Here is a 17566-nt window from a genome sequence, read left to right on the forward strand (position 1 = left end):
GGTGATCGCGTGCATGCGAGAATGACAGCGTGACCGATCTGGATTCGTACCTGGCCTCGTTCGAGGCCGAACCCGGCTACCTGGACTGGGCCGCGTTCGGGCCGCTGTCGGCCGCGGTGCGTGCCGAGACCCAGGCCGACGCCGAACTGCTGGGCAACGGGCGCCGCTCGAGCATCGACCTGGTGGCCTCACGGGCGCACGGCGCCCGCGAGATCCTGGCCGAGCTGCTGGCCGCCCGGGTGGACGAGATCGTGCTGCAGCCGTCGACCACCTATGGTCTGATGCAGGCCGTGTACGGACTGACCGGCACGTTGATCGTCTCGCGTGCCGAGTTCCCGAGCCTGACGGTGTGCGCGACGCGTGCGGCGCAGGTGCGCGACCAGCTGTCGGTGGCATGGATCGACCCGCCGGAGGGGTTCGTGACGCCGGAGGCGGTGCGCGACGCGCTGACCGATCAGACCACGGCGGTCGCCGTCAGCCTGGTCGACTTCCGCACCGGCTACACCACCGATCTGACCGCGCTGCGCGAGGTGATCGGCGACCGGCTGCTGATCGTCGACGCCGTGCAGGGATTCGGCGTCGTCGACGCCGACTTCGCCGCCGCCGACGTCGTGTGCGGCAACGGCTACAAGTGGCTGCGCGCCGGACGGGGCACTGGCTGGGCCCGCTACAGCGACCGGGCCGTCGCGCGGATCACGCCGGTGCTGTCCGGGTTCGTCGGCACCGCCGGCGAGGGGCTGCCGCTGGGTGTGGTGCCGGCTCCGGCATCCGGCGCCCGCGCGTTCGCCGTCACCGGCGACGACGTGCTCGCCTCGGGCCGGCTGGTCACGGCGCTGGACGAGGTGCGCGGTGCCGGCGTGCCCGCGATCGCGGACGCGGTCGCCGAGCGTGCGGACGAGATGATCTACTACGCCGACCGGTACGACGTGCCCGTCCTGACGCCGCACGAGCGCGCGCATCGTGCCGGGATCGTGGCCCTGGCCCCGGCGCCGGCGGAAGTCGGGCCGCTGGCGGCGGCGCTGACCAACCGCGGTGTCACCTTCACGACCCGCGCGGGGCACATCCGTCTGGCGGCGCACGCCGCCACCGGCGCCGACACCCTGCAGCTGCTCGGCGACGCCCTGGCCGAGTTCGCCACCGCCCGATCATGGTGAGCCGAGCCGTCACCATTCGTTAACCCGCGACCCGCGTGTCGGGACGCGGCGGCGCCGCCGGCACGTCGTACGGTCGGGGCATCGGACAAGTCGTCCGATCGAGTCGGCCAATCGGATCGCGACTCGTGGCCAAGGGTCGACTCGAAACGGCCGGGACGCGTCCCGGGGCGGGAGCGGGTTGTGACCACATACGCAGCACAGCAGCAGCACCAGCGCAGCGACATGAGCTCGGATCTTCTCGATCAGGATCTGCGCACCTACGTACTGGACACTTCGGTGCTGCTGAGCGACCCTCGGGCGTTCTTCCGATTCGCCGAGCACTCCGTCGTGGTGCCGGTCGTCGTGATCACCGAGCTGGAGGGCAAGCGGCACGACCCGGAGATCGGGTACTTCGCACGGCAGGCCCTGCGTCACCTCGATGAGCTGCGCATCGCCCACGGCCGACTCGACTTCGCCGTGCCGGTCGGGCAGCAGGGCGGCACGCTGCGCGTGGAACTGGCCAACACCGACGCGAGCGTGCTGCCGGCGGGTCTGCGCCTGGGCGACAACGACACCCGCATCCTGGCGGTGGCCCGGCACCTGCTCGACGAGGGCCAGGACGTCACCGTCGTGTCCAAGGACCTGCCGATGCGGGTGAAGGCGGCGTCGCTGGGCATCAGCGCCGAGGAGTACCGCGCCGAGCAGGCGGTGGACTCGGGCTGGACCGGGCTGAGCGAGATCGACGTGTCCGGCGACGACATCAGCGACCTGTACGAGAGCGAGGTCGCCACCAGCGACCAGGTGCGCGGTCTGCCGGTGAACACCGGTCTCGTGATCCGCTCGGAGCGGGGCTCGGCGCTGGGCCGGGTCACCGGCGACGGCGAATACAAGCTCGTGCGCGGGGATCGCGAGGTGTTCGGCCTGCACGGGCGCAGTGCCGAGCAGCGCATCGCCATCGACCTGCTGCTCGACCCCGACGTGGGCATCGTCTCGCTGGGCGGACGTGCCGGCACCGGCAAGTCGGCACTGGCGCTGTGCGCGGCCCTGGAGTCGGTCCTGGAGCGGCAGCAGCAGCGGCGCATCATGGTGTTCCGGCCGCTGTTCGCCGTCGGCGGGCAGGAGCTGGGCTATCTGCCCGGCGACCAGCAGGAGAAGATGAACCCCTGGGGTCAGGCCGTATACGACACGCTCGGCTCGGTGGTCTCGAGCAACGTGCTCGACGAGGTCATGGCCCGGGGCATCCTCGAAGTGCTGCCGCTGACCCACATCCGCGGGCGCTCACTGCACGATGCGTTCGTGATCGTCGATGAGGCGCAGTCCCTGGAGCGCAACGTGCTGCTGACGGTGCTCAGCCGGATCGGGCAGAACTCGCGCGTCGTGCTCACGCATGACGTCGGCCAGCGCGACAACCTGCGGGTCGGGCGACATGACGGAGTGGCATCGGTGATCGAGTCGCTCAAGGGCCACGACCTGTTCGCGCACGTTACACTAGTGCGGTCCGAGCGCAGCGCGATCGCCGCGCTGGTGACCGACCTGCTGGAGTCCGGCGAGCTGTCTTGAGGCGAGCCCTCTCGCGATGAGAGGAGCCTCACGACCGCGATGAGAAGAGTCTCACCGCCTCGATGCGACTTTCGCAGCGATTCACGGCACGATGGAGGAGCGAGTCACTCGGGGGAAGTGAGAGTCATGAACGGACGGGCGGCGGTGCTGGTCGGCTGCGGAACTGCCGTCGCATCGGTGATAGCGATCGCATCCGTCATTGCGTTCAGCAGCGCGGCAACACTGGCCGACCGGCCGGGCGCGCCGCTGGCAGGTTCGGCGATCGTCGTGCAGGGTCAGTCCCAGGTCGCCGCCGCAGGGCTGCCGGAGGTCGCCCCGGTCACCGTCCCCGCACCTGAGCCGAAAGAGATCACGCCCGCCCCGCCCCGCCCCGCCCCTGACCGACCCGTGCCGCCCTCCGACACCGGGGCCACACCGGACACGCCGGCGACCGCACCCCCGCGCGACACGGCCAAAACCGGCACGTCGACCGGCGGATCGATCACCCCTGCCCCGCGGCCATCGCAGAGCCGACCGGCAGACCCGGGGGATCGCTACACGCCGCCCCGCCCCGGCGACTCACGGCTGACCAAGGAGAAGCTGGCAGAGCTCATTGCGCAGTGGCGGGCCTGGGTGGCGGAAGGCGCAGATGGTGCCGTGGACCGTGCCAAGGAAGACACACAATGGCCCGCGAACAACCCCAGGCTGGACGATCGCCGTTCGGATTATGGACCCAGAAGCCAATCGCGCCGTTCCCCAGACAGCCGCGATTGAGGCGGCGGCACCATTGGTGTCCGCCCCCGCCCCCGGCGTCCCCCAGCGTCGGGGGCGCCTGCGCTCACTCCCAGCGGTAGCCGGACCCGCGGACCGTCACGATGCGATCGTGCCCGAGCTTGCTGCGGAGATATCGCACATATACGTCGACCACGTTCGAGCCCGGGTCGAAGGTGAGGTCCCACACTTCTCTCAGCAGCCACTCTCTGGTGAGCACCTCTCCCGGATGCCGGATGAACTGCTCGGCGAGGCTGAACTCGCGCGCGGACAGTTCCACATCGGCGCCTTCGACGGTCACACGCCGTGACAGCAGGTCCATGACGATCCCATGGCCCGAGATCAGATGGTCCTCGCGCGGTCTGGCCTCACGGAGCCGGGAGCGGATTCGGGCGAGAAGCTCTTCGAACGTGAACGGCTTGGGAATGTAGTCATTGGCACCGGATTCGAGTCCTTCGACGGTGTCGTGGGTGCTGGTGCGTGCGGTCAGCATGATCACCGGCAGAGTCGAGCCCGCGCCGCGCAGGGTGCGCAGCACCTCGAACCCGTCCATCAGCGGCAACCCGATGTCCAGCAGCAGCAAGTCGACATCGGGCGACTGCGCGGACTCGAGCGCCTGCTCGCCGTCCTCGGCGATCACCGTGTCATAGCCGGCCATCTCCAGGCCGCGCCGGATGAACGCGGCGATCTGGGGCTCATCTTCGGCGATCAGGATGCGGGTCATTCGGCGGCCTCTCGCTGCATGACGACGTCGCCGGCGCGGACCGGCTGCGGCAGTGCGGCCGAGCCGTCGCGCCTCGGCAGGCGCAGTGTGAAGGTTGCGCCGCCACCCGGAGTCTCGGTGACTTCGCAGGTGCCGTTGTGCGCCTTCACGATGGCATCCACTATCGCCAGACCGAGGCCCGAGCCGCCCACTGAGCGCTTGCCGCCGGCGCGGTCGAAACGGCGGAAGATGCGGTGACGCACGGCCGGTTCGATGCCCTGCCCGTGGTCGCAGACCCAGAGCCGCACCTCGTCGTGCGTGGCGATGCTGCCCAACTCGATGCCCGAACCGACGGGCGTGTATTTGGCCGCGTTGTCGGCCAGTTGCAGCCACGCCTGCAGCAGGCGATCAGGATCGCCCTGCACGCGCACGTCAGCGACCGCCTGCACGCCCCAGACATGCCCCGGAATCACCCCGACCAACTCTCCGACACGGCGGGTGAGCGCCGCCACGTCCACTTCGAGCATGGTGAAATGCTCGCCGCCTTCCACTGTGGCGAGCATATCGATATCCTCGACCAAGCGCGTCATCCGATCCAATTCGGCCATCCCCAGCGCTCGCGTGCTGGCCACGTCGGCCGGGTCAGCGGCATCCATCAGCTCGAGGTGGCCGCGCACGATCGTGATCGGCGTCTTCAACTCATGACGCACGTCGTCCAGCAGCTGCCGTTGCACGTCGACGGAGCCCTCCAGCCGATCGAGCATAGAGTTGACGGTGCGGCTGAGATCGGAGATATCGTCGTTTCCCGCTGCTGGCGCACGCGTGCCCAGATCTGCCAGCGTGATCGAATCGGCGGTGTCCCGCAGGCTTTGGATGGGGGAGAGCAGACGCCCTGCGACGAACCAGCCGACGCCGCCGATTGCGGCGAGTGTGGCCAGGGCAGCCAGGGCATAGGTGAGCATGGATGCGGTGACCGGTTGCAGCTCCTCGTCGAGATCGGTGGCCCTGATGTAGACGCCCTGCGCGGGGTCACCGGCCATCGTCACGGGAACGGCGATGTAGCGCAGCGATTCGTGCCGGGCAGTGGCGGTGCCCATCACCGCTGTCCCCGCCTGCAGTGCCTCTTTCGACGCACGCGCGATCAGCGCGGTGTCGCCGGAGATGTCGAATCCGCTGAGGGTTTCGGGCTTGTACCGGGCGACGCCGTCGATCGCGGCCACCGAGCCCTCGTTGCGTGCGGGCACCAGGCGCGCCACAGCCGCGTGCAGATAGTCGGCGACCGACGAATAGTCGTCGATGCTGAGGTCTTCGGTGGCCGTGGCCGTGCCGGAGGATGGCGTGCCGGTGGCGGGGTTTTCGGTGCCCGCCACCGTGCGCAGTGCCGCGACCTGGTTCTGCAGGCGCTCGCTGACGGCCGTCAGCACGCGCTCGCGCTGCACGATGAAGGTCACCCCACCCACGATCGACAGTCCGATGCAGGCCACGGCGAGGATCGCCCCGAGGATCCGGGCGCGGGCGGAGAGCGATCGATGCGTGCGGTGCACGTGGCAATTATCACCCGCCGTGGGCGCCCGCCGGGACAGGGTCAGCCGGCGTGGGTCATCGAGAGGACGTCGAGCTTCTCATCCAGCTGCGCCTCGGTCAGCTCGCCGCGCTCCACGTACCCGAGCTCGATGACGGCGTCACGGATCGTGATGCCCTTCGCGATCGCATGCTTGGCGATCTTCGATGCGGCTTCGTAGCCGATGAGCTTGTTCAGCGGTGTCACGATCGACGGCGACATTCCGGCGAAGGCAGCCGCGCGCTCGACGTTGGCCTCCAGGCCGTCCACGACCTTGTCCGCCAGGGCGCGCGTGGAATTGGTCAGCAGCCGGATCGATTCCAGCAGCGCGGTGCCCATCACCGGGATCGCTACGTTCAGCTCGAAGGCGCCGGATGCGCCCGCCCATGCGATGGTCGCATCGTTGCCGATCACCCGTGCGCACACCATGAGGGTGGCCTCCGGGATCACCGGGTTGACCTTGCCCGGCATGATCGACGAGCCCGGCTGCAGATCGGGGATGTGCAGCTCGCCCAGGCCCGTGTTGGGGCCGGAGCCCATCCAGCGCAGGTCGTTGTTGATCTTGGTCAGGGACACCGCGATGGTGCGCAGTGCGCCGGATGCCTCGACCAGGCCGTCGCGGTTGGCCTGCGCCTCGAAGTGGTCCTTGGCCTCGGTGATGGGCAGCTCGGTCTCGGCCGCCAGCAGCGCGATGACCTGCTGCGGGAAGCCGAGGGGGGTGTTGATCCCGGTGCCCACGGCGGTGCCGCCCAGCGGCACTTCGGCGACGCGGGGGAGCGCCGCGCGTACCCGCTCGATGCCCAGGCGCATCTGGCGTCCGTAGCCGCCGAACTCCTGGCCGAGGGTCACCGGGGTGGCGTCCATCAGGTGGGTGCGGCCGGACTTGACCACGGTCTTCCACAGCTCGGCCTTGGCCTCGAAGGCGACCGCGAGGTGATCCAGCGCCGGGATCAGATCGTCGATGAGGGCCTGGGTGACGGCGACGTGCACCGAGGTCGGGAACACGTCGTTGGAGGACTGCGACGCGTTCACGTGGTCGTTCGGGTGCACCGGAGTGCCCAGCCGCTGCGTTGCGAGGGTGGCCAGCACCTCGTTCATGTTCATGTTCGAGCTCGTGCCCGAGCCGGTCTGGTAGATGTCGACCGGGAACTGGTCGTCGTACCGGCCCGAGACGACGTCGTCTGCGGCGGCGGCGATGGCATCGGCGGTGTCGGCCGGCAACACCCCGAGGTCCTTGTTGGCCAGTGCCGCGGCCTTCTTGATGCGTGCCAGCGCGGCGATCTGGGCGGGCTCGAGGCCGGAGCCCGAGATCGGGAAGTTCTCCACGGCACGCTGGGTCTGGGCGCCGTACAGCGCGGATGCGGGAACCCGCACCTCGCCCATGGTGTCGTGTTCGATGCGGTACTCGGTGTCGGTCACTTTCGCTCCTCTTGAAAACGGGTCCTGGGTCTTCACAGTCCGGCGATGGTGATCGGGCCTGCGGTCACGTGCGGCACCACCGTGCCCTCGCCGAGATTGTAGACCGCTCCGACGATCCCCAATCGGCCGTCGGCGACCGCGTTCGCGATCATCGCCGACGAACCCAGCAGTTCGGCGACGGTGTCGCGCACGTGCTCGCGGCCGACGCGTGCGGCATCCACCGTGTCGGGACTCGTGTGGTCCGCACGCATCACGCGCTGCACGGTGGGCACGATGGTCGCGATCAGCCGCCAGATGGCCGGCGGCAGGGCCGGGGCGTCCACCCGGGTGCTGTCGATGGCCGCGCGCACCGCGCCGCACGACTCGTGCCCGAGCACCAGCAGCAGCGGTGCCTGCAGGATCCCGACCCCGAACTCGATGCTGCCGACAGCGGCAGCACCGACCACCTGGCCGGCGTTGCGCACGACGAACATGTCGCCCAGGCCCTGATCGAAGATGATCTCGGCGGTGGGCCGGGAGTCGGAGCAGCCGAAGAACACCGTGTGCGGGTGCTGGCCGTCGGCCAGCGAGTCGCGCCGCGCCGGGTCCTGGTGCGGATGCTGGACCGTGCCCCCTACGAAGCGCTCATTTCCGGCAGCGAGCGCATCCCAGGCCTGCTGCGGGGTGAGAGAGGGGGGTACGGTCATGGCTTTTCCTTCCGGAGGGCGGTGATCTGGTGGGTCAGTCCCGCGGCGGCGACGGCCGCGGTGCGCGCGTCGGTGGCGCCGTAGATGAGAATCCGGTCAGGTCCGGCAACCGTCCCGATCGCATAGTCGATGCTGGTGGCCGCCGACGGATTCGAGATCGCATAGCGCGTCCACTCGATGCCGTCGATGCGCACCGTGCCGTCGGCTCCGGCGCCGGCCAGCAGTCGCGCGTCCCAGGCCGGGTCGGCGTCGAAGCCCTGCGCGACGCGCAGAAAGCCGGTGGCTTCGGCGGTCGCGTAGACGATGGTCCAGGTCGTCACCTGCTGACCCGAGACCTCTGCTGAGTTGACCCGCCAGCCGGCCGGCACCTCGGGCACGATCACGGTGCGGCCATAGGCCGATGCGGCGTCGCCCGCGACGGCGGACACGTCGATGGCCGGAGCGGACTTGAAGTCGCCCCGCGGCGTGATCAGCACGACCACGGCGACCACGGCGAGCGTGACCAGCAGCGCGGCCAGGAGGCCCCGCACGGTCTGGCTGGAGCGGTAGACCCGGGAGGACTCGGCCTTGCGGGCGCTGGTCTCGGCCGCCGTCTCGGGTCTGCCGAGTTCGGCGACGATGCGATGGCGGTCGGCCATCACGCCTCCGTCTCGGCCTGCGCGCGGGCGTCGTCCAGGCGGCGTTTGGCGCCGAGCAGCCATTGCTCGCAGCGAGCGGCCAATGCCTCACCGCGCTCCCAGAGCGCCAGGGATTGCTCCAGCGTGGGTGCGCCCTGCTCGAGTTCGGCCACCACGCGCACGAGCTCGTCGCGCGCCTGCTCGAAGGTCAGGGACGCGGTCTCGGCGACGCCCTGGCTCGGTTCGGTCATGCTCTACAGCTTAGTTCCGGTTGCCTCCGGCCCCGATTCGGCGACCTCGCCCCGCGCCGTGGCCCGCACCGACCCGCGCGCGAGCGTCACGGTCAGCGGCGTGCCCGCCGGCGCCTGGTCGGCATCGCGCAGGATCACCCCGTCGGCCAGATGAGCGATCGCGTAGCCGCGCGCCAGCGTCGCGCCGGGGGAGAGCGCCCGGAGGGTGGCGCGCAGTTCGGCGACGCGGCGGGACTGCACATCCATCGCGCGATCGACCGTGTCGCGGCCGCGGGCGGTCAGCAGCCAGACGTCCTGCGCGCGCGGCTGCAGCAGCTGGTCCGGATCCCGCAGCACCGGGCGGGTGCGCAGCTGCTCGAGCGCGGCGATGTCGTGCGCGACGCGGGTGGTCAGCCGCGTGGCCAGGCGTGATCTGAGCTGGGCCACCAGGGCGCGCTGCTCGCCGACATCCGGCACCACCCGCTTGGCGGCATCGGTGGGGGTGGATGCCCGCAGGTCGGCGACGTCGTCCAGCAGCGGCCGGTCGTTCTCGTGTCCGATCGCGCTGACGACGGGGGTGGATGCCGCGGCCACGGCGCGCAGCAGCCGTTCGTCGCTGAACCCGAGCAGCGCCTGCGGGTCGCCGCCGCCGCGGGCGATGATGATCACGTCCACGTCGGGATCGGCATCCAGGCTCGCCAGGGCGGCCAGCGTCTCGGGCACGCAGCGATCGCCCTGGACGGCGGCGTACACGGTGCGCAGCCGCACCTGCGGCCAGCGCAGCTCGGCGCCCCGGTGCACGTCCTTCTCGGCGTCGGACCGCTCGCCGGTGATCAGGCCGATGCAGTGGGGCAGGAACGGCAGGCGCTTCTTGCGCGCCGGGTCGAACAGGCCCTCCGCGCGCAGCTGCACGCGCAGCCGTTCGAGCCGCTCCAGCTGGTCGCCCAGCCCTGCCCGCCGCATCTGCGATACCGTGAAGGTGAAGTCGCCGCCGCGGGCGTAGTAGTCCGCTTTCACGCACGCGATGACGCGGTCACCGACCTCCAGGTCGTCCGGCAGCCGGGCCCGCACGTTGGACCACAGCCGGAACGACAGCGTCGCGTCGGCTCCGGCATCCTTCATGCGCCCGTACACGGCCCCGCCGCGCACGTTCCACGATGTCAGCTCACCCTCGACCCACACCGCGCCCCACCGCTGCACGAAGCCGTGGATGGTCTCGTTCAGCCGCGACACCGATGTCGGCGCCTGGCTGCTCGAGTCACGCGGGTGCACGGAGTCCGGCGGGGGCGCCTGGTCGGCCGGTTCGGGCCGGAACGTGGTCATGGTGTCCTTCCGTCGGCGGCGCCACCCGGGCCATCTTCAGCGTCGCGACCGTAGTATCGGTGGGGTGAGCAACCCCGTCATGGCTGTGCCCGTGCTGGTGCCGACACCGCGTGTGCCGGCGCCGCGGCGACCGGTGCGGGCGGAGCCGCTCCAGGATATCCCGACGTCCGGACACAAGCGGGTGCTGGTGGCCGCGCCGCGCGGGTACTGTGCGGGCGTGGACCGGGCGGTGCTCGCGGTGCAGAAGGCGCTGGAGCGCTTCGGAGCGCCGGTGTACGTGCGCAAGCAGATCGTGCACAACGTCCATGTCGTCACCGAGCTGGAGGCCGCCGGCGCCGTGTTCGTCGACGAGGTCGACGAGGTCCCCGAGGGCGCCCACGTCGTCTTCAGCGCGCACGGAGTCGCCCCGGCGGTCGTGCAGGCGGCGGCGGATCGGGGCCTGCAGGCGATCGACGCGACCTGCCCGCTGGTGACCAAGGTGCACCGCGAGGCGGTGCGGTTCGCCCGTGGCGGCCGCGAGATCCTGCTGATCGGCCATGCCCGGCACGAAGAGATCGAAGGCATCACGGGTGAGGCCCCTGAGCATGTCACCGTGGTGGACTCGCCGGCGGCGGCCGATACCGTGCAGGTGCGGGACCCCGCCAACGTGGTGTGGCTGTCGCAGACGACGCTGTCGGTGGATGAGACCATGCAGACGGTGCGCCGGCTGCGCGAGCGCTTCCCGCTGCTGGCGGACCCGCCCACCGACGACATCTGCTACGCGACGCAGAACCGGCAGGTGGCGATCAAGAAGGTCGCGGCCGATGCCGACCTGGTGATCGTCGTCGGCTCGGCGAACTCATCGAACAGCATGCGCCTGGTCGAGGTGGCGCGCGCGGGCGGCGCCCGGGCGGCGCAGCGCGTGGACTACGCCGACGAGATCCGGCAGGAGTGGCTGGACGGCGTCACCACCGTGGGCGTGACCAGCGGGGCATCCGTGCCCGAGGTGCTGGTGCGCGAAGTGCTCGCCCAGCTCGCCGAGGCCGGCTACCGCGATGTCGAAGAAGTGCACACCGCCCAGGAGGATCTGGTGTTCGCACTGCCCAAGCAGCTGCGCGACGACGCCGACGGCGTCTCGGGCCGAGGAGGTCGTCGATGAGCGCACCGCAGCCGAACGGTCGCCCGCGGCCCCAGTACGGCGAATACGCGTCGGCCGAAGAGCAGCGCGCCCGCATCCGGGAGCCCGCGTCGCCGGCGCCGCCGGTCGGGCCGGCGCCCGCAGCGCCGCCGCCGGCATCGGGGATGAGGCCCGCCCGCGCCGCCGCATCGCGGCATCCGGTCGATCGGATCGTGACGATCGCGCTGCTCGCCTATGGCGGCGTCAACGTGCTGCTGTCGGTGATGTCGTTCGTCAACCTCGCCGAGGTGGTGGGCACGACCTACACGATGATGGGGGTGCCCGGGCACTTCACCGACACTGCGGCCGCCCACGCATGGGGCATCGCCGCGGCCGTCGTCATGGTCGTCGGCTATCTGGGCACGCTGCTGCTGTCGGTCCGGGCGATCCGCCACGGGCGAAGGTCCTGGTGGATACCGGTGGTGGGCGCCGTGGTCAGCTACATCGGCGTCGTCATCTGCGTCGCGGTGCCGCTGATGAACGATCCGGCCTTCGTGGGCTATCTGCAGGCGCACTAGGGGCAGACTGGAACCATGCGGATCCCTCGCGCGCTGACCGCGCTCGCCCTGGCCACATCCGTCCTGGGCGCGGGCGCGCTGCTGTCGGGATGCGCTGCACCCACCGGGCCGCAGGTCGTGCTGAAGGTGATGCATTCGACCGCCGGCGACGTGGTGGCCGACGCCGACGGTCACGCGGTGTACCTCTATGCGAAAGACACCCAGAACTCGGGTGAGAGCGTCTGCGACAGCGCGTGCCTGGCCAGCTGGCCGGCGGTGACGACCACGTCGACCTCGCCCGGCGGCGCGGGCCTGTCCGGCACGGTCGGCGAGATCCCGCTGTCCGGCGGTCACTACCAGGTGACGTTCAATGGCTGGCCGCTGTACACCTTCGACGGCGACGTCGTCGCCGACACGATCAAGGGTCAGGGCGCCGGCGGCGTCTGGTGGCTGCTGTCGCCGAACGGCGAGCGGGTCACCGAGATCGGCCGCTGACGCCGCGCCCGGCAGGACGCCCCGGTCGGGACATCCGGCCCGGGCGACCGGTCAGGACTGGCTCTTGCCGAATGAGCCGAGCTGCTTAGTGGCCTCGACCACCCGGGCGGCCAGGGCGGTCTCGGCGATCTTGCCCCATGCGCGCGGGTCGTACTGCTTCTTGTTGCCGACCTCGCCGTCCAGCTTGAGCACGCCCGCATAGTTCTCGAACATGTAACCGGCGACCGAGCGGGTGAAGGCGTACTGCGTGTCGGTGTCGATGTTCATCTTCACGACGCCGTTGGCCACGGCAGTGGCGATCTCTTCGTCGGACGAGCCGGACCCGCCGTGGAAGACGAGCTCCAGCGGCAGCGGACCGGTGCCGAAGCGCTGGGCGATGCCCGCCTGGATCTCGCCGAGCAGCTCGGGCCGCAGCTTGACGTTGCCGGGCTTGTACACGCCGTGCACGTTGCCGAAGGTGAGCGCGGCGATCCACCGGCCCGCCTCGCCCAGGCCCAGCGCCTCGACGGCCTTCGCGACGTCACCGGTGGTCGTGTAGAGCGCGTCGTTGGTGCCTTCGTGCTTCACACCGTCCTCTTCGCCGCCGACGACGCCGATCTCGACCTCGAGGATCGCGTTGATGTTCTTCAGCCGGGGGAGCAGATCCTTCGCGATCTCGAGGTTCTCGGCCAGCGGCACCGCCGAGCCGTCCCACATGTGCGACTGGAAGATCGGGTTGCGTCCGGCCTTGACCTCTTCTTCGGATGCCTCGATCAACGGCAGCACGAAGTCGGCCAGTGCCGGCTTGGGGCAGTGGTCGGTGTGCAGCGCGATCGTGATCGGATAGTTCTTGGCGACCTCGGTGGCATACTTCGCGAACGCGAGCGCGCCGGAGGCGCGGCCGGTCACGGTATGGCCGGCGAAGTAGTCGGCCCCGCCGGTGGTGACCTGGATGATGCCGTCCGAGCCGGCCTCGGTCAGACCCTGCAGGATGCCGTTGATGCTCTGCGAGCTCGAGGCATTGATGGCCGGGTAGGCGAAGCCGCCGCTCTTGGCGCGGTCGAGCATGTCGGCGTACTGATCGGGGGTGGCGACGGGCATGGCGTGCGCTCCTTGGTCGTGGTGAAGTCGTGGCGGGGGGGGGGTGGAGTCGAGGGTGCTTCGCCTTCAACTCTAGCGAAGCGTGCACGGGTCATTCCGGCCCGGCAGCACGTCGGGGGAGCCGTCGGGATGACACGGACGAAAGAACCGCTGTTTCTTCGGCGGAATTCGCTGGGAATCGGCCTGATTCCTGCCGGGCGGGGCGCTATCGTGACCTCATGATCACTCCTGCAACAGACGTGAGCACGCCCGCAGCCTCGCAGGAGGGCACCCGAGCGGCTCCGCTGCGGCCGGACCGCAACATGGCCTTGGAGCTGGTGCGTGCCACCGAGGCGGCGGCGATCCGCGCGGTGCCGTTCATCGGTCGCGGGCAGAAGGAAGCGGCAGACGGCGCGGCCGTCGACGCCATGCGGGCGTTTTTGACCACGGTCGAGTTCGACGGCACGATCGTCATCGGCGAAGGCGAGAAGGACAACGCGCCGATGCTGTACAACGGCGAGCACGTCGGCAACGGCCACGGTCAGCAGTACGACATCGCCGTCGACCCGATCGACGGCACCTCGCTGACGGCGGCGGGCCGCAACAACGCGCTGTCGGTGATCGCGGTGTCCGATCACGGCACCATGCTGGACGCCTCCAGCGTGTTCTACATGGACAAGCTCGTCACCGGACCCGCCGGCGTCGGCATCGTCGACATCCGGCTGCCCATCGGCGAGAACATCCGGCTGCTGGCGAAGGCGCTGGGCAAGCCCGTCGACGAGATCGTCGTCTCGGTGCTGCACCGCCCCCGGCACGAGAAGCTCATCGACGAGATCCGCGAAGCCGGTGCCGGCACCCGGCTGATGAGCGACGGCGACGTGGCCGGCGGCATCAATGCGGCCCGGCACGGCGCGCCCACCGACATGTGCGTGGGCGTGGGCGGCAGCCCCGAGGGCATCGTCACGGCGTGCGCCATCAAGGCGCTGGGCGGGCACATCCAGGGCCGGCTGTGGCCGCGCGACGACGACGAGAAGCAGCGGGGCGCGGATGCCGGGCTGCGCATGGACGGCCACGTCTACGAGGCGGAGGATCTGGTGCGCGGCAACAACACGCTGTTCGTGGCCACCGGCGTCACCAACGGCGAGCTCGTGGCGGGCGTGCGCCGCGAGGGCGGATACGTCTACACCGAGAGCGTCGTGCTGCGCAGCGCATCGGGCACGCTGCGGCGGATCTCGTCGGAGCACCTCGTCTCGAAGTGGCTGTGACCACACGCGGCAGCGGCCGCACGTGACAGATGAGAATCCTGTGATCGGTGCGCACGGGGTGCACGGAATGCGGCCGATTCCCGGATAGTCGTGGCAGAATCGTCGCGGCCGGAGCGATCCGTCAGGGCGCCCGGCCGTTGAGGAGACGCATACATGGCTGCAGACGCACACGATCTGTCCCCGCGTACCGGAGCTCATGCCGTCGTGGCAGACGCTCTCTCGCGCACCGGCGGGCACAAGCCGATCGAGGTGGACCCCGCCCGCCGTCCCGATGTGCTGTTCCGCGTCCGCCATGAAGACGGCGAGCAGATCAGCGCCTGGTGGATGATCGGGGCCTTCGTCGTCGTCTCTTCTGCCGTGATCGCGTTGCTCAGCTTCATTCCCGGCGGTCACTGACCGCGATCCGGGTGCGCATGTCGCCCACATCCGCGACAAGGGCGTGCTCGTCGAAGTCGCCGAGCAGCTCTGGAGCGGTCAGTCGCCTCGTGGTCTTGTCGATCACGCCGGGTTCGTCGAGCGCGTCCAGCTTGGTCTGGTCGATTCCGGGAAAGCGGCGTGCGCTGACCAGCACGCGCGACTCGAGCGAGCCGGCGAAGCGGTTGTAGCTGTCGACCGTGCGCTCGATCGCACGGCGCAGATCGTCGGCGTGGGCCGCCAGCGAGGACAGGCGGCTGTACAGTTCGTTGCCGAGGTCGAACAGGCGCCGCGCCTCCTGTGAGACGTCCTGCTGCGTCCAGGTGTAGGCCACGGTCTTCAGCACCGCCCAGAGGTTGACCGGAGAGGCGAGGGCGACCCGTTTTGCGAACGCGTACTCCAGCAGAGCGGGATCCCCTTCCAGCGCCGCGCCGAGCAGCGACTCGCTGGGAATGAAGCAGATGACGAATTCGGGGCTCGAGTCGAGCCCCGCCCAGTACGTCTTCTTCGCCAGGGCGTCCACGTGCGAGCGGACGGCCTTCACATGGCGCTGCAGCAGCGCCTGTCGCCGGGCGCCCTCATCGCCCGTCGCGGTCAGCGGGATCGCGGCGGCCTCGAGGTACGCGTCCAACGGGACCTTGGCGTCGACGGCGAGCGACTTCGCACCCGGGAGACGGATGATCATGTCCGGACGGCCGGCACCGGCATCGGTCTCGAGGGAGGACTGCACGTCGAAGTCCACGTGGTGGGTGAGTCCGGCGGCCTCGACTACGCGGCGCAGCTGCGTCTCGCCCCATACCCCCCGGGTGCTGCCCGAGCGCAGCGCGCCGGCCAGCGATTCGGCGGTGGCACGGAGTGCCGATTCGGTCTCGTTGGTGCGGCGCAGCTGCTCGCTCAGCGCGCCGTACTGCTCGTGCCTGTCGTGTTCGAGCTCGTCGACCTTGCGCTGCATCGTCTGCAGGGTCTCGTGCACCGGCCCGAGGGCGCGCAGCACCGCCTGCTCGCGCCGCTCGCGCTCCTCGCGCGTCGCCTGGTCGGCACGGGACTGACCGGCCGTCTCGCGGTAGTGCTCCTGCAGCTGGGCGAGCTGCGCGCGCAGCCCCTGGGCTGCGGTCTCGGCGGCGATCGTCCGTGCGGTCAGATCCGCCCGCGCGTGCGCGGCGCGGGCGGCGCGGACCGCCCACCCGGCGGCGAATCCGGTGGCCAGCACGAGCACGGCGATCAGCAGGGTTGCGGCATCCATGTCCTCAGCATGACCGGGGCCTCCGACATCGGGCGTGCGGCGCACGGCAGACGCGTGCCGCGCCCATAGGATGACTCGGTGACGTTGACGGTATGGCTCTCCCTTCTCGCCGCGTGCGTCGTGATCAGCCTGACGCCGGGCGCCGGGGCGATCAACACGATGTCGAACGCGCTGAACGAGGGGTGGCGCCGCTCGCTGTGGGGAGTGATGGGGCAGCAGCTCGCCCTCATCGTGCACGTCGTGATCGTGGCGGCGAGGGTCGGCCTGCTCGTGGCGCGGTCCGAGGTGCTGTTCGAGACCATCCGGTATCTCGGGGCGGCCTACCTGGTGTTCCTCAGCATCCGGATGATCGTGACCCGGCCGGTCGTCGCGGCCGACGTCGCAGATCCCTCCCGCCGGCGCGAGAGCGCGCCGTCGATGATCCGACGCGGGTTCTGGGTCAACCTGCTCAATCCGAAGGCGATCGTCTTCTTCCTCGCGTTCGTGCCGCAGTTCATCCGACTCGATCAGCCGCCGCTCGGGCAGTACCTCATCCTGATCGGCACCGTCATCGTCGTGGACGTGGTCGTGATGTGGTTCTTCTTCGCCGCCGCGGCGGAGCCCTTCCGACGCTTCGTGCGCACTCCGCGCGGGCAGAAGCGGCTCGACATCGTGTTCGGCGTACTGTTCATCGCCGTCGCGGGGCTCCTGCTGCTCGTGCGCTGAGCGCGGCGCGCTCAGGCCGCGGTGAAGACCGGCTCGCGCACGTCGGCGGCGGGGTCGAGCACCTTCACCGCGAGCCCGTGCCGCCGGGCGAGGTCATCCAGGTCCTCGGCCCCCGCGCGGCGCGCGGTGTCGATGACGATGTGTGCGCACGCCTCGGCATCGGCCGTCGCCTCATGGTGGGCGAAATCACCGAATCCGGCCTCGGCCGCCGCGACCGGCAACCGGTACGAGGGCAGTGCGTACGCGCGGCGGGCGAGCTGGAGCGTGCACAGGTACCGGTACGGCGGGCAGATGTCCCCGGTGGCCTGGCAGGCCCGGCGCAGCACGGCCATGTCGAACCCGGCGTTGTGCGCGACCAGCACGTCGGCGCCGGCGAAGGCGGCGATGTCGTCGAGCTGTGCGCTCCAACCCTTCGCGCCGGCGACGTCCTCTGGGTGGATGCCGTGGATGCCGATGTTGACGTCGAAGAAGCGGTCGTGACCGGCCGGCGGACGGATCAGCCAGCCGGCATGGGCGACGACCCGGCCGGCCCGGACCCGGACCAGGCCCACGGCGCAGGCGGAGGCGGAACTGGAATTCGCGGTCTCGAAGTCGATCGCGGTGAAATCCAGTGGCACGCGTCCACTTTCGCGCCGCGATGTCTGCGTGGCGGGCAGGCGCGCCGTGACAGAAGCAGGCTGATACCGTCCGGCACCGGCGCAGACCGTGGCCAGGCGCGCATTCAGCTTGCTTCGGCCACGTCGTAGGGTC

19 protein-coding genes are annotated in these 17566 nt (G+C 70.3%); 9 read left to right on the top strand and 10 right to left on the bottom strand.

Annotation, left to right across the window (positions count from 1 at the left end; genetic code table 11):
- The first annotated feature begins 29 nt into the window (after positions 1–29).
- The 3 genes from ABD705_RS06090 (at position 30) to ABD705_RS06100 (ending at position 3446) form a co-directional block, all read left to right on the top strand.
- The gene (locus ABD705_RS06090; protein WP_344781597.1) at positions 30–1154 is read left to right on the top strand and encodes an aminotransferase class V-fold PLP-dependent enzyme; all 1125 of its coding nucleotides are present in this window, start codon (positions 30–32) and stop codon (positions 1152–1154) included.
- 222 nt (positions 1155–1376) lie between these two features.
- Positions 1377–2693, top strand: coding sequence for an RNA 5'-3' helicase PhoH2 (gene phoH2, locus ABD705_RS06095; RefSeq protein WP_344782013.1), 1317 nt, complete (start codon positions 1377–1379; stop codon positions 2691–2693).
- A gap of 126 nt (positions 2694–2819) precedes the next feature.
- Complete coding sequence (locus tag ABD705_RS06100) at positions 2820–3446, top strand: hypothetical protein (RefSeq protein WP_344781599.1); 627 nt, start codon at positions 2820–2822, stop codon at positions 3444–3446.
- Between the two features lie 64 nt (positions 3447–3510).
- Here ABD705_RS06100 and ABD705_RS06105 read toward each other — a convergent pair whose 3' ends face one another.
- The 7 genes from ABD705_RS06105 to xseA are packed head-to-tail and all read right to left on the bottom strand — an operon-like array spanning position 3511 to position 9982.
- Complete coding sequence (locus ABD705_RS06105; protein WP_344781601.1) at positions 3511–4167, bottom strand: response regulator transcription factor; 657 nt, start codon at positions 4165–4167, stop codon at positions 3511–3513.
- Positions 4164–5690, bottom strand: a complete 1527-nt coding sequence (locus tag ABD705_RS06110; RefSeq protein ID WP_344781603.1) for a sensor histidine kinase — start codon at positions 5688–5690, stop codon at positions 4164–4166. Before ABD705_RS06110 ends, ABD705_RS06105 begins: the two co-directional genes overlap by 4 nt.
- Before the next feature lie 41 nt (positions 5691–5731).
- Positions 5732–7126 carry a class II fumarate hydratase gene (locus tag ABD705_RS06115; RefSeq protein ID WP_344781605.1) on the bottom strand — a complete coding sequence of 465 codons (1395 nt, stop codon included), beginning with the start codon at positions 7124–7126 and terminating at the stop codon, positions 5732–5734.
- 32 nt (positions 7127–7158) lie between these two features.
- Positions 7159–7812 carry a carbonic anhydrase gene (locus ABD705_RS06120; protein WP_344781607.1) on the bottom strand — a complete coding sequence of 218 codons (654 nt, stop codon included), beginning with the start codon at positions 7810–7812 and terminating at the stop codon, positions 7159–7161.
- The gene (locus tag ABD705_RS06125) at positions 7809–8450 is read right to left on the bottom strand and encodes a DUF4245 family protein (RefSeq protein WP_344781609.1); all 642 of its coding nucleotides are present in this window, start codon (positions 8448–8450) and stop codon (positions 7809–7811) included. Before ABD705_RS06125 ends, ABD705_RS06120 begins: the two co-directional genes overlap by 4 nt.
- Positions 8450–8680 carry an exodeoxyribonuclease VII small subunit gene (locus tag ABD705_RS06130; RefSeq protein WP_344781611.1) on the bottom strand — a complete coding sequence of 77 codons (231 nt, stop codon included), beginning with the start codon at positions 8678–8680 and terminating at the stop codon, positions 8450–8452. The genes ABD705_RS06125 and ABD705_RS06130 overlap by 1 nt, the downstream gene beginning before the upstream one ends.
- Before the next feature lie 3 nt (positions 8681–8683).
- Positions 8684–9982 (bottom strand): exodeoxyribonuclease VII large subunit, encoded by a 1299-nt coding sequence (gene xseA / locus ABD705_RS06135; RefSeq protein WP_344781613.1) that lies wholly within the window; start codon positions 9980–9982, stop codon positions 8684–8686.
- Positions 9983–10061: 79 nt separating this feature from the next.
- On the opposite strand from xseA, the gene ABD705_RS06140 reads away from it, so the two are divergent.
- Genes ABD705_RS06140 through ABD705_RS06150 form a run of 3 tightly spaced genes read left to right on the top strand, consistent with a single transcriptional unit; the run spans position 10062 to position 12130 of the window.
- Positions 10062–11120 (top strand): 4-hydroxy-3-methylbut-2-enyl diphosphate reductase, encoded by a 1059-nt coding sequence (locus ABD705_RS06140; protein WP_344782015.1) that lies wholly within the window; start codon positions 10062–10064, stop codon positions 11118–11120.
- Positions 11117–11656, top strand: coding sequence for a DUF6264 family protein (locus tag ABD705_RS06145; protein ID WP_344781615.1), 540 nt, complete (start codon positions 11117–11119; stop codon positions 11654–11656). The genes ABD705_RS06140 and ABD705_RS06145 overlap by 4 nt, the downstream gene beginning before the upstream one ends.
- A 15-nt stretch (positions 11657–11671) precedes the next feature.
- Entirely contained in the window at positions 11672–12130 is a 459-nt protein-coding gene (locus tag ABD705_RS06150; RefSeq protein WP_344781617.1) for a COG4315 family predicted lipoprotein, read from the top strand.
- Between the two features lie 51 nt (positions 12131–12181).
- Here the strand turns inward: ABD705_RS06150 and fbaA are convergent, their stop codons facing one another.
- Positions 12182–13210 carry a class II fructose-bisphosphate aldolase gene (gene fbaA, locus ABD705_RS06155; RefSeq protein WP_344781619.1) on the bottom strand — a complete coding sequence of 343 codons (1029 nt, stop codon included), beginning with the start codon at positions 13208–13210 and terminating at the stop codon, positions 12182–12184.
- A gap of 302 nt (positions 13211–13512) precedes the next feature.
- On the opposite strand from fbaA, the gene glpX reads away from it, so the two are divergent.
- The gene (gene glpX, locus ABD705_RS06160; RefSeq protein ID WP_344782017.1) at positions 13513–14454 is read left to right on the top strand and encodes a class II fructose-bisphosphatase; all 942 of its coding nucleotides are present in this window, start codon (positions 13513–13515) and stop codon (positions 14452–14454) included.
- Between the two features lie 153 nt (positions 14455–14607).
- Positions 14608–14850 (top strand): UDP-N-acetylmuramyl pentapeptide phosphotransferase, encoded by a 243-nt coding sequence (locus tag ABD705_RS06165; protein WP_344781621.1) that lies wholly within the window; start codon positions 14608–14610, stop codon positions 14848–14850.
- On the opposite strand, the gene ABD705_RS06170 is transcribed toward ABD705_RS06165, so the two are convergent.
- Positions 14831–16111 carry a DNA recombination protein RmuC gene (locus tag ABD705_RS06170; protein WP_344781623.1) on the bottom strand — a complete coding sequence of 427 codons (1281 nt, stop codon included), beginning with the start codon at positions 16109–16111 and terminating at the stop codon, positions 14831–14833. The genes ABD705_RS06165 and ABD705_RS06170 overlap by 20 nt on opposite strands.
- 78 nt (positions 16112–16189) lie before the next feature.
- On the opposite strand from ABD705_RS06170, the gene ABD705_RS06175 reads away from it, so the two are divergent.
- The gene (locus tag ABD705_RS06175; protein ID WP_344781625.1) at positions 16190–16816 is read left to right on the top strand and encodes a LysE family transporter; all 627 of its coding nucleotides are present in this window, start codon (positions 16190–16192) and stop codon (positions 16814–16816) included.
- A gap of 11 nt (positions 16817–16827) precedes the next feature.
- On the opposite strand, the gene ABD705_RS06180 is transcribed toward ABD705_RS06175, so the two are convergent.
- The gene (locus ABD705_RS06180; protein ID WP_344781627.1) at positions 16828–17433 is read right to left on the bottom strand and encodes an exonuclease domain-containing protein; all 606 of its coding nucleotides are present in this window, start codon (positions 17431–17433) and stop codon (positions 16828–16830) included.
- Positions 17434–17566 lie beyond the last annotated feature (133 nt).

It is taken from the genome of Microbacterium kribbense (assembly GCF_039537285.1).
In the GTDB taxonomy this organism is placed as follows: domain Bacteria; phylum Actinomycetota; class Actinomycetes; order Actinomycetales; family Microbacteriaceae; genus Microbacterium; species Microbacterium kribbense.

What these genes read in the sequence shown, in the direction of transcription:
- ABD705_RS06120 (WP_344781607.1), bottom strand. Translation starts at nt 7,812, where the DNA reads ATGACCGTACCCCCCTCTCTCACCCCGCAGCAGGCCTGGGATGCGCTC.
- phoH2 (WP_344782013.1), top strand. Translation starts at nt 1,377, where the DNA reads ATGAGCTCGGATCTTCTCGATCAGGATCTGCGCACCTACGTACTGGAC.
- xseA (WP_344781613.1), bottom strand. Translation starts at nt 9,982, where the DNA reads ATGACCACGTTCCGGCCCGAACCGGCCGACCAGGCGCCCCCGCCGGAC.
- ABD705_RS06145 (WP_344781615.1), top strand. Translation starts at nt 11,117, where the DNA reads ATGAGCGCACCGCAGCCGAACGGTCGCCCGCGGCCCCAGTACGGCGAA.
- fbaA (WP_344781619.1), bottom strand. Translation starts at nt 13,210, where the DNA reads ATGCCCGTCGCCACCCCCGATCAGTACGCCGACATGCTCGACCGCGCC.
- ABD705_RS06130 (WP_344781611.1), bottom strand. Translation starts at nt 8,680, where the DNA reads ATGACCGAACCGAGCCAGGGCGTCGCCGAGACCGCGTCCCTGACCTTC.
- ABD705_RS06140 (WP_344782015.1), top strand. Translation starts at nt 10,062, where the DNA reads ATGGCTGTGCCCGTGCTGGTGCCGACACCGCGTGTGCCGGCGCCGCGG.
- glpX (WP_344782017.1), top strand. Translation starts at nt 13,513, where the DNA reads ATGGCCTTGGAGCTGGTGCGTGCCACCGAGGCGGCGGCGATCCGCGCG.
- ABD705_RS06170 (WP_344781623.1), bottom strand. Translation starts at nt 16,111, where the DNA reads ATGGATGCCGCAACCCTGCTGATCGCCGTGCTCGTGCTGGCCACCGGA.
- ABD705_RS06150 (WP_344781617.1), top strand. Translation starts at nt 11,672, where the DNA reads ATGCGGATCCCTCGCGCGCTGACCGCGCTCGCCCTGGCCACATCCGTC.
- ABD705_RS06165 (WP_344781621.1), top strand. Translation starts at nt 14,608, where the DNA reads ATGGCTGCAGACGCACACGATCTGTCCCCGCGTACCGGAGCTCATGCC.
- ABD705_RS06100 (WP_344781599.1), top strand. Translation starts at nt 2,820, where the DNA reads ATGAACGGACGGGCGGCGGTGCTGGTCGGCTGCGGAACTGCCGTCGCA.
- ABD705_RS06105 (WP_344781601.1), bottom strand. Translation starts at nt 4,167, where the DNA reads ATGACCCGCATCCTGATCGCCGAAGATGAGCCCCAGATCGCCGCGTTC.
- ABD705_RS06125 (WP_344781609.1), bottom strand. Translation starts at nt 8,450, where the DNA reads ATGGCCGACCGCCATCGCATCGTCGCCGAACTCGGCAGACCCGAGACG.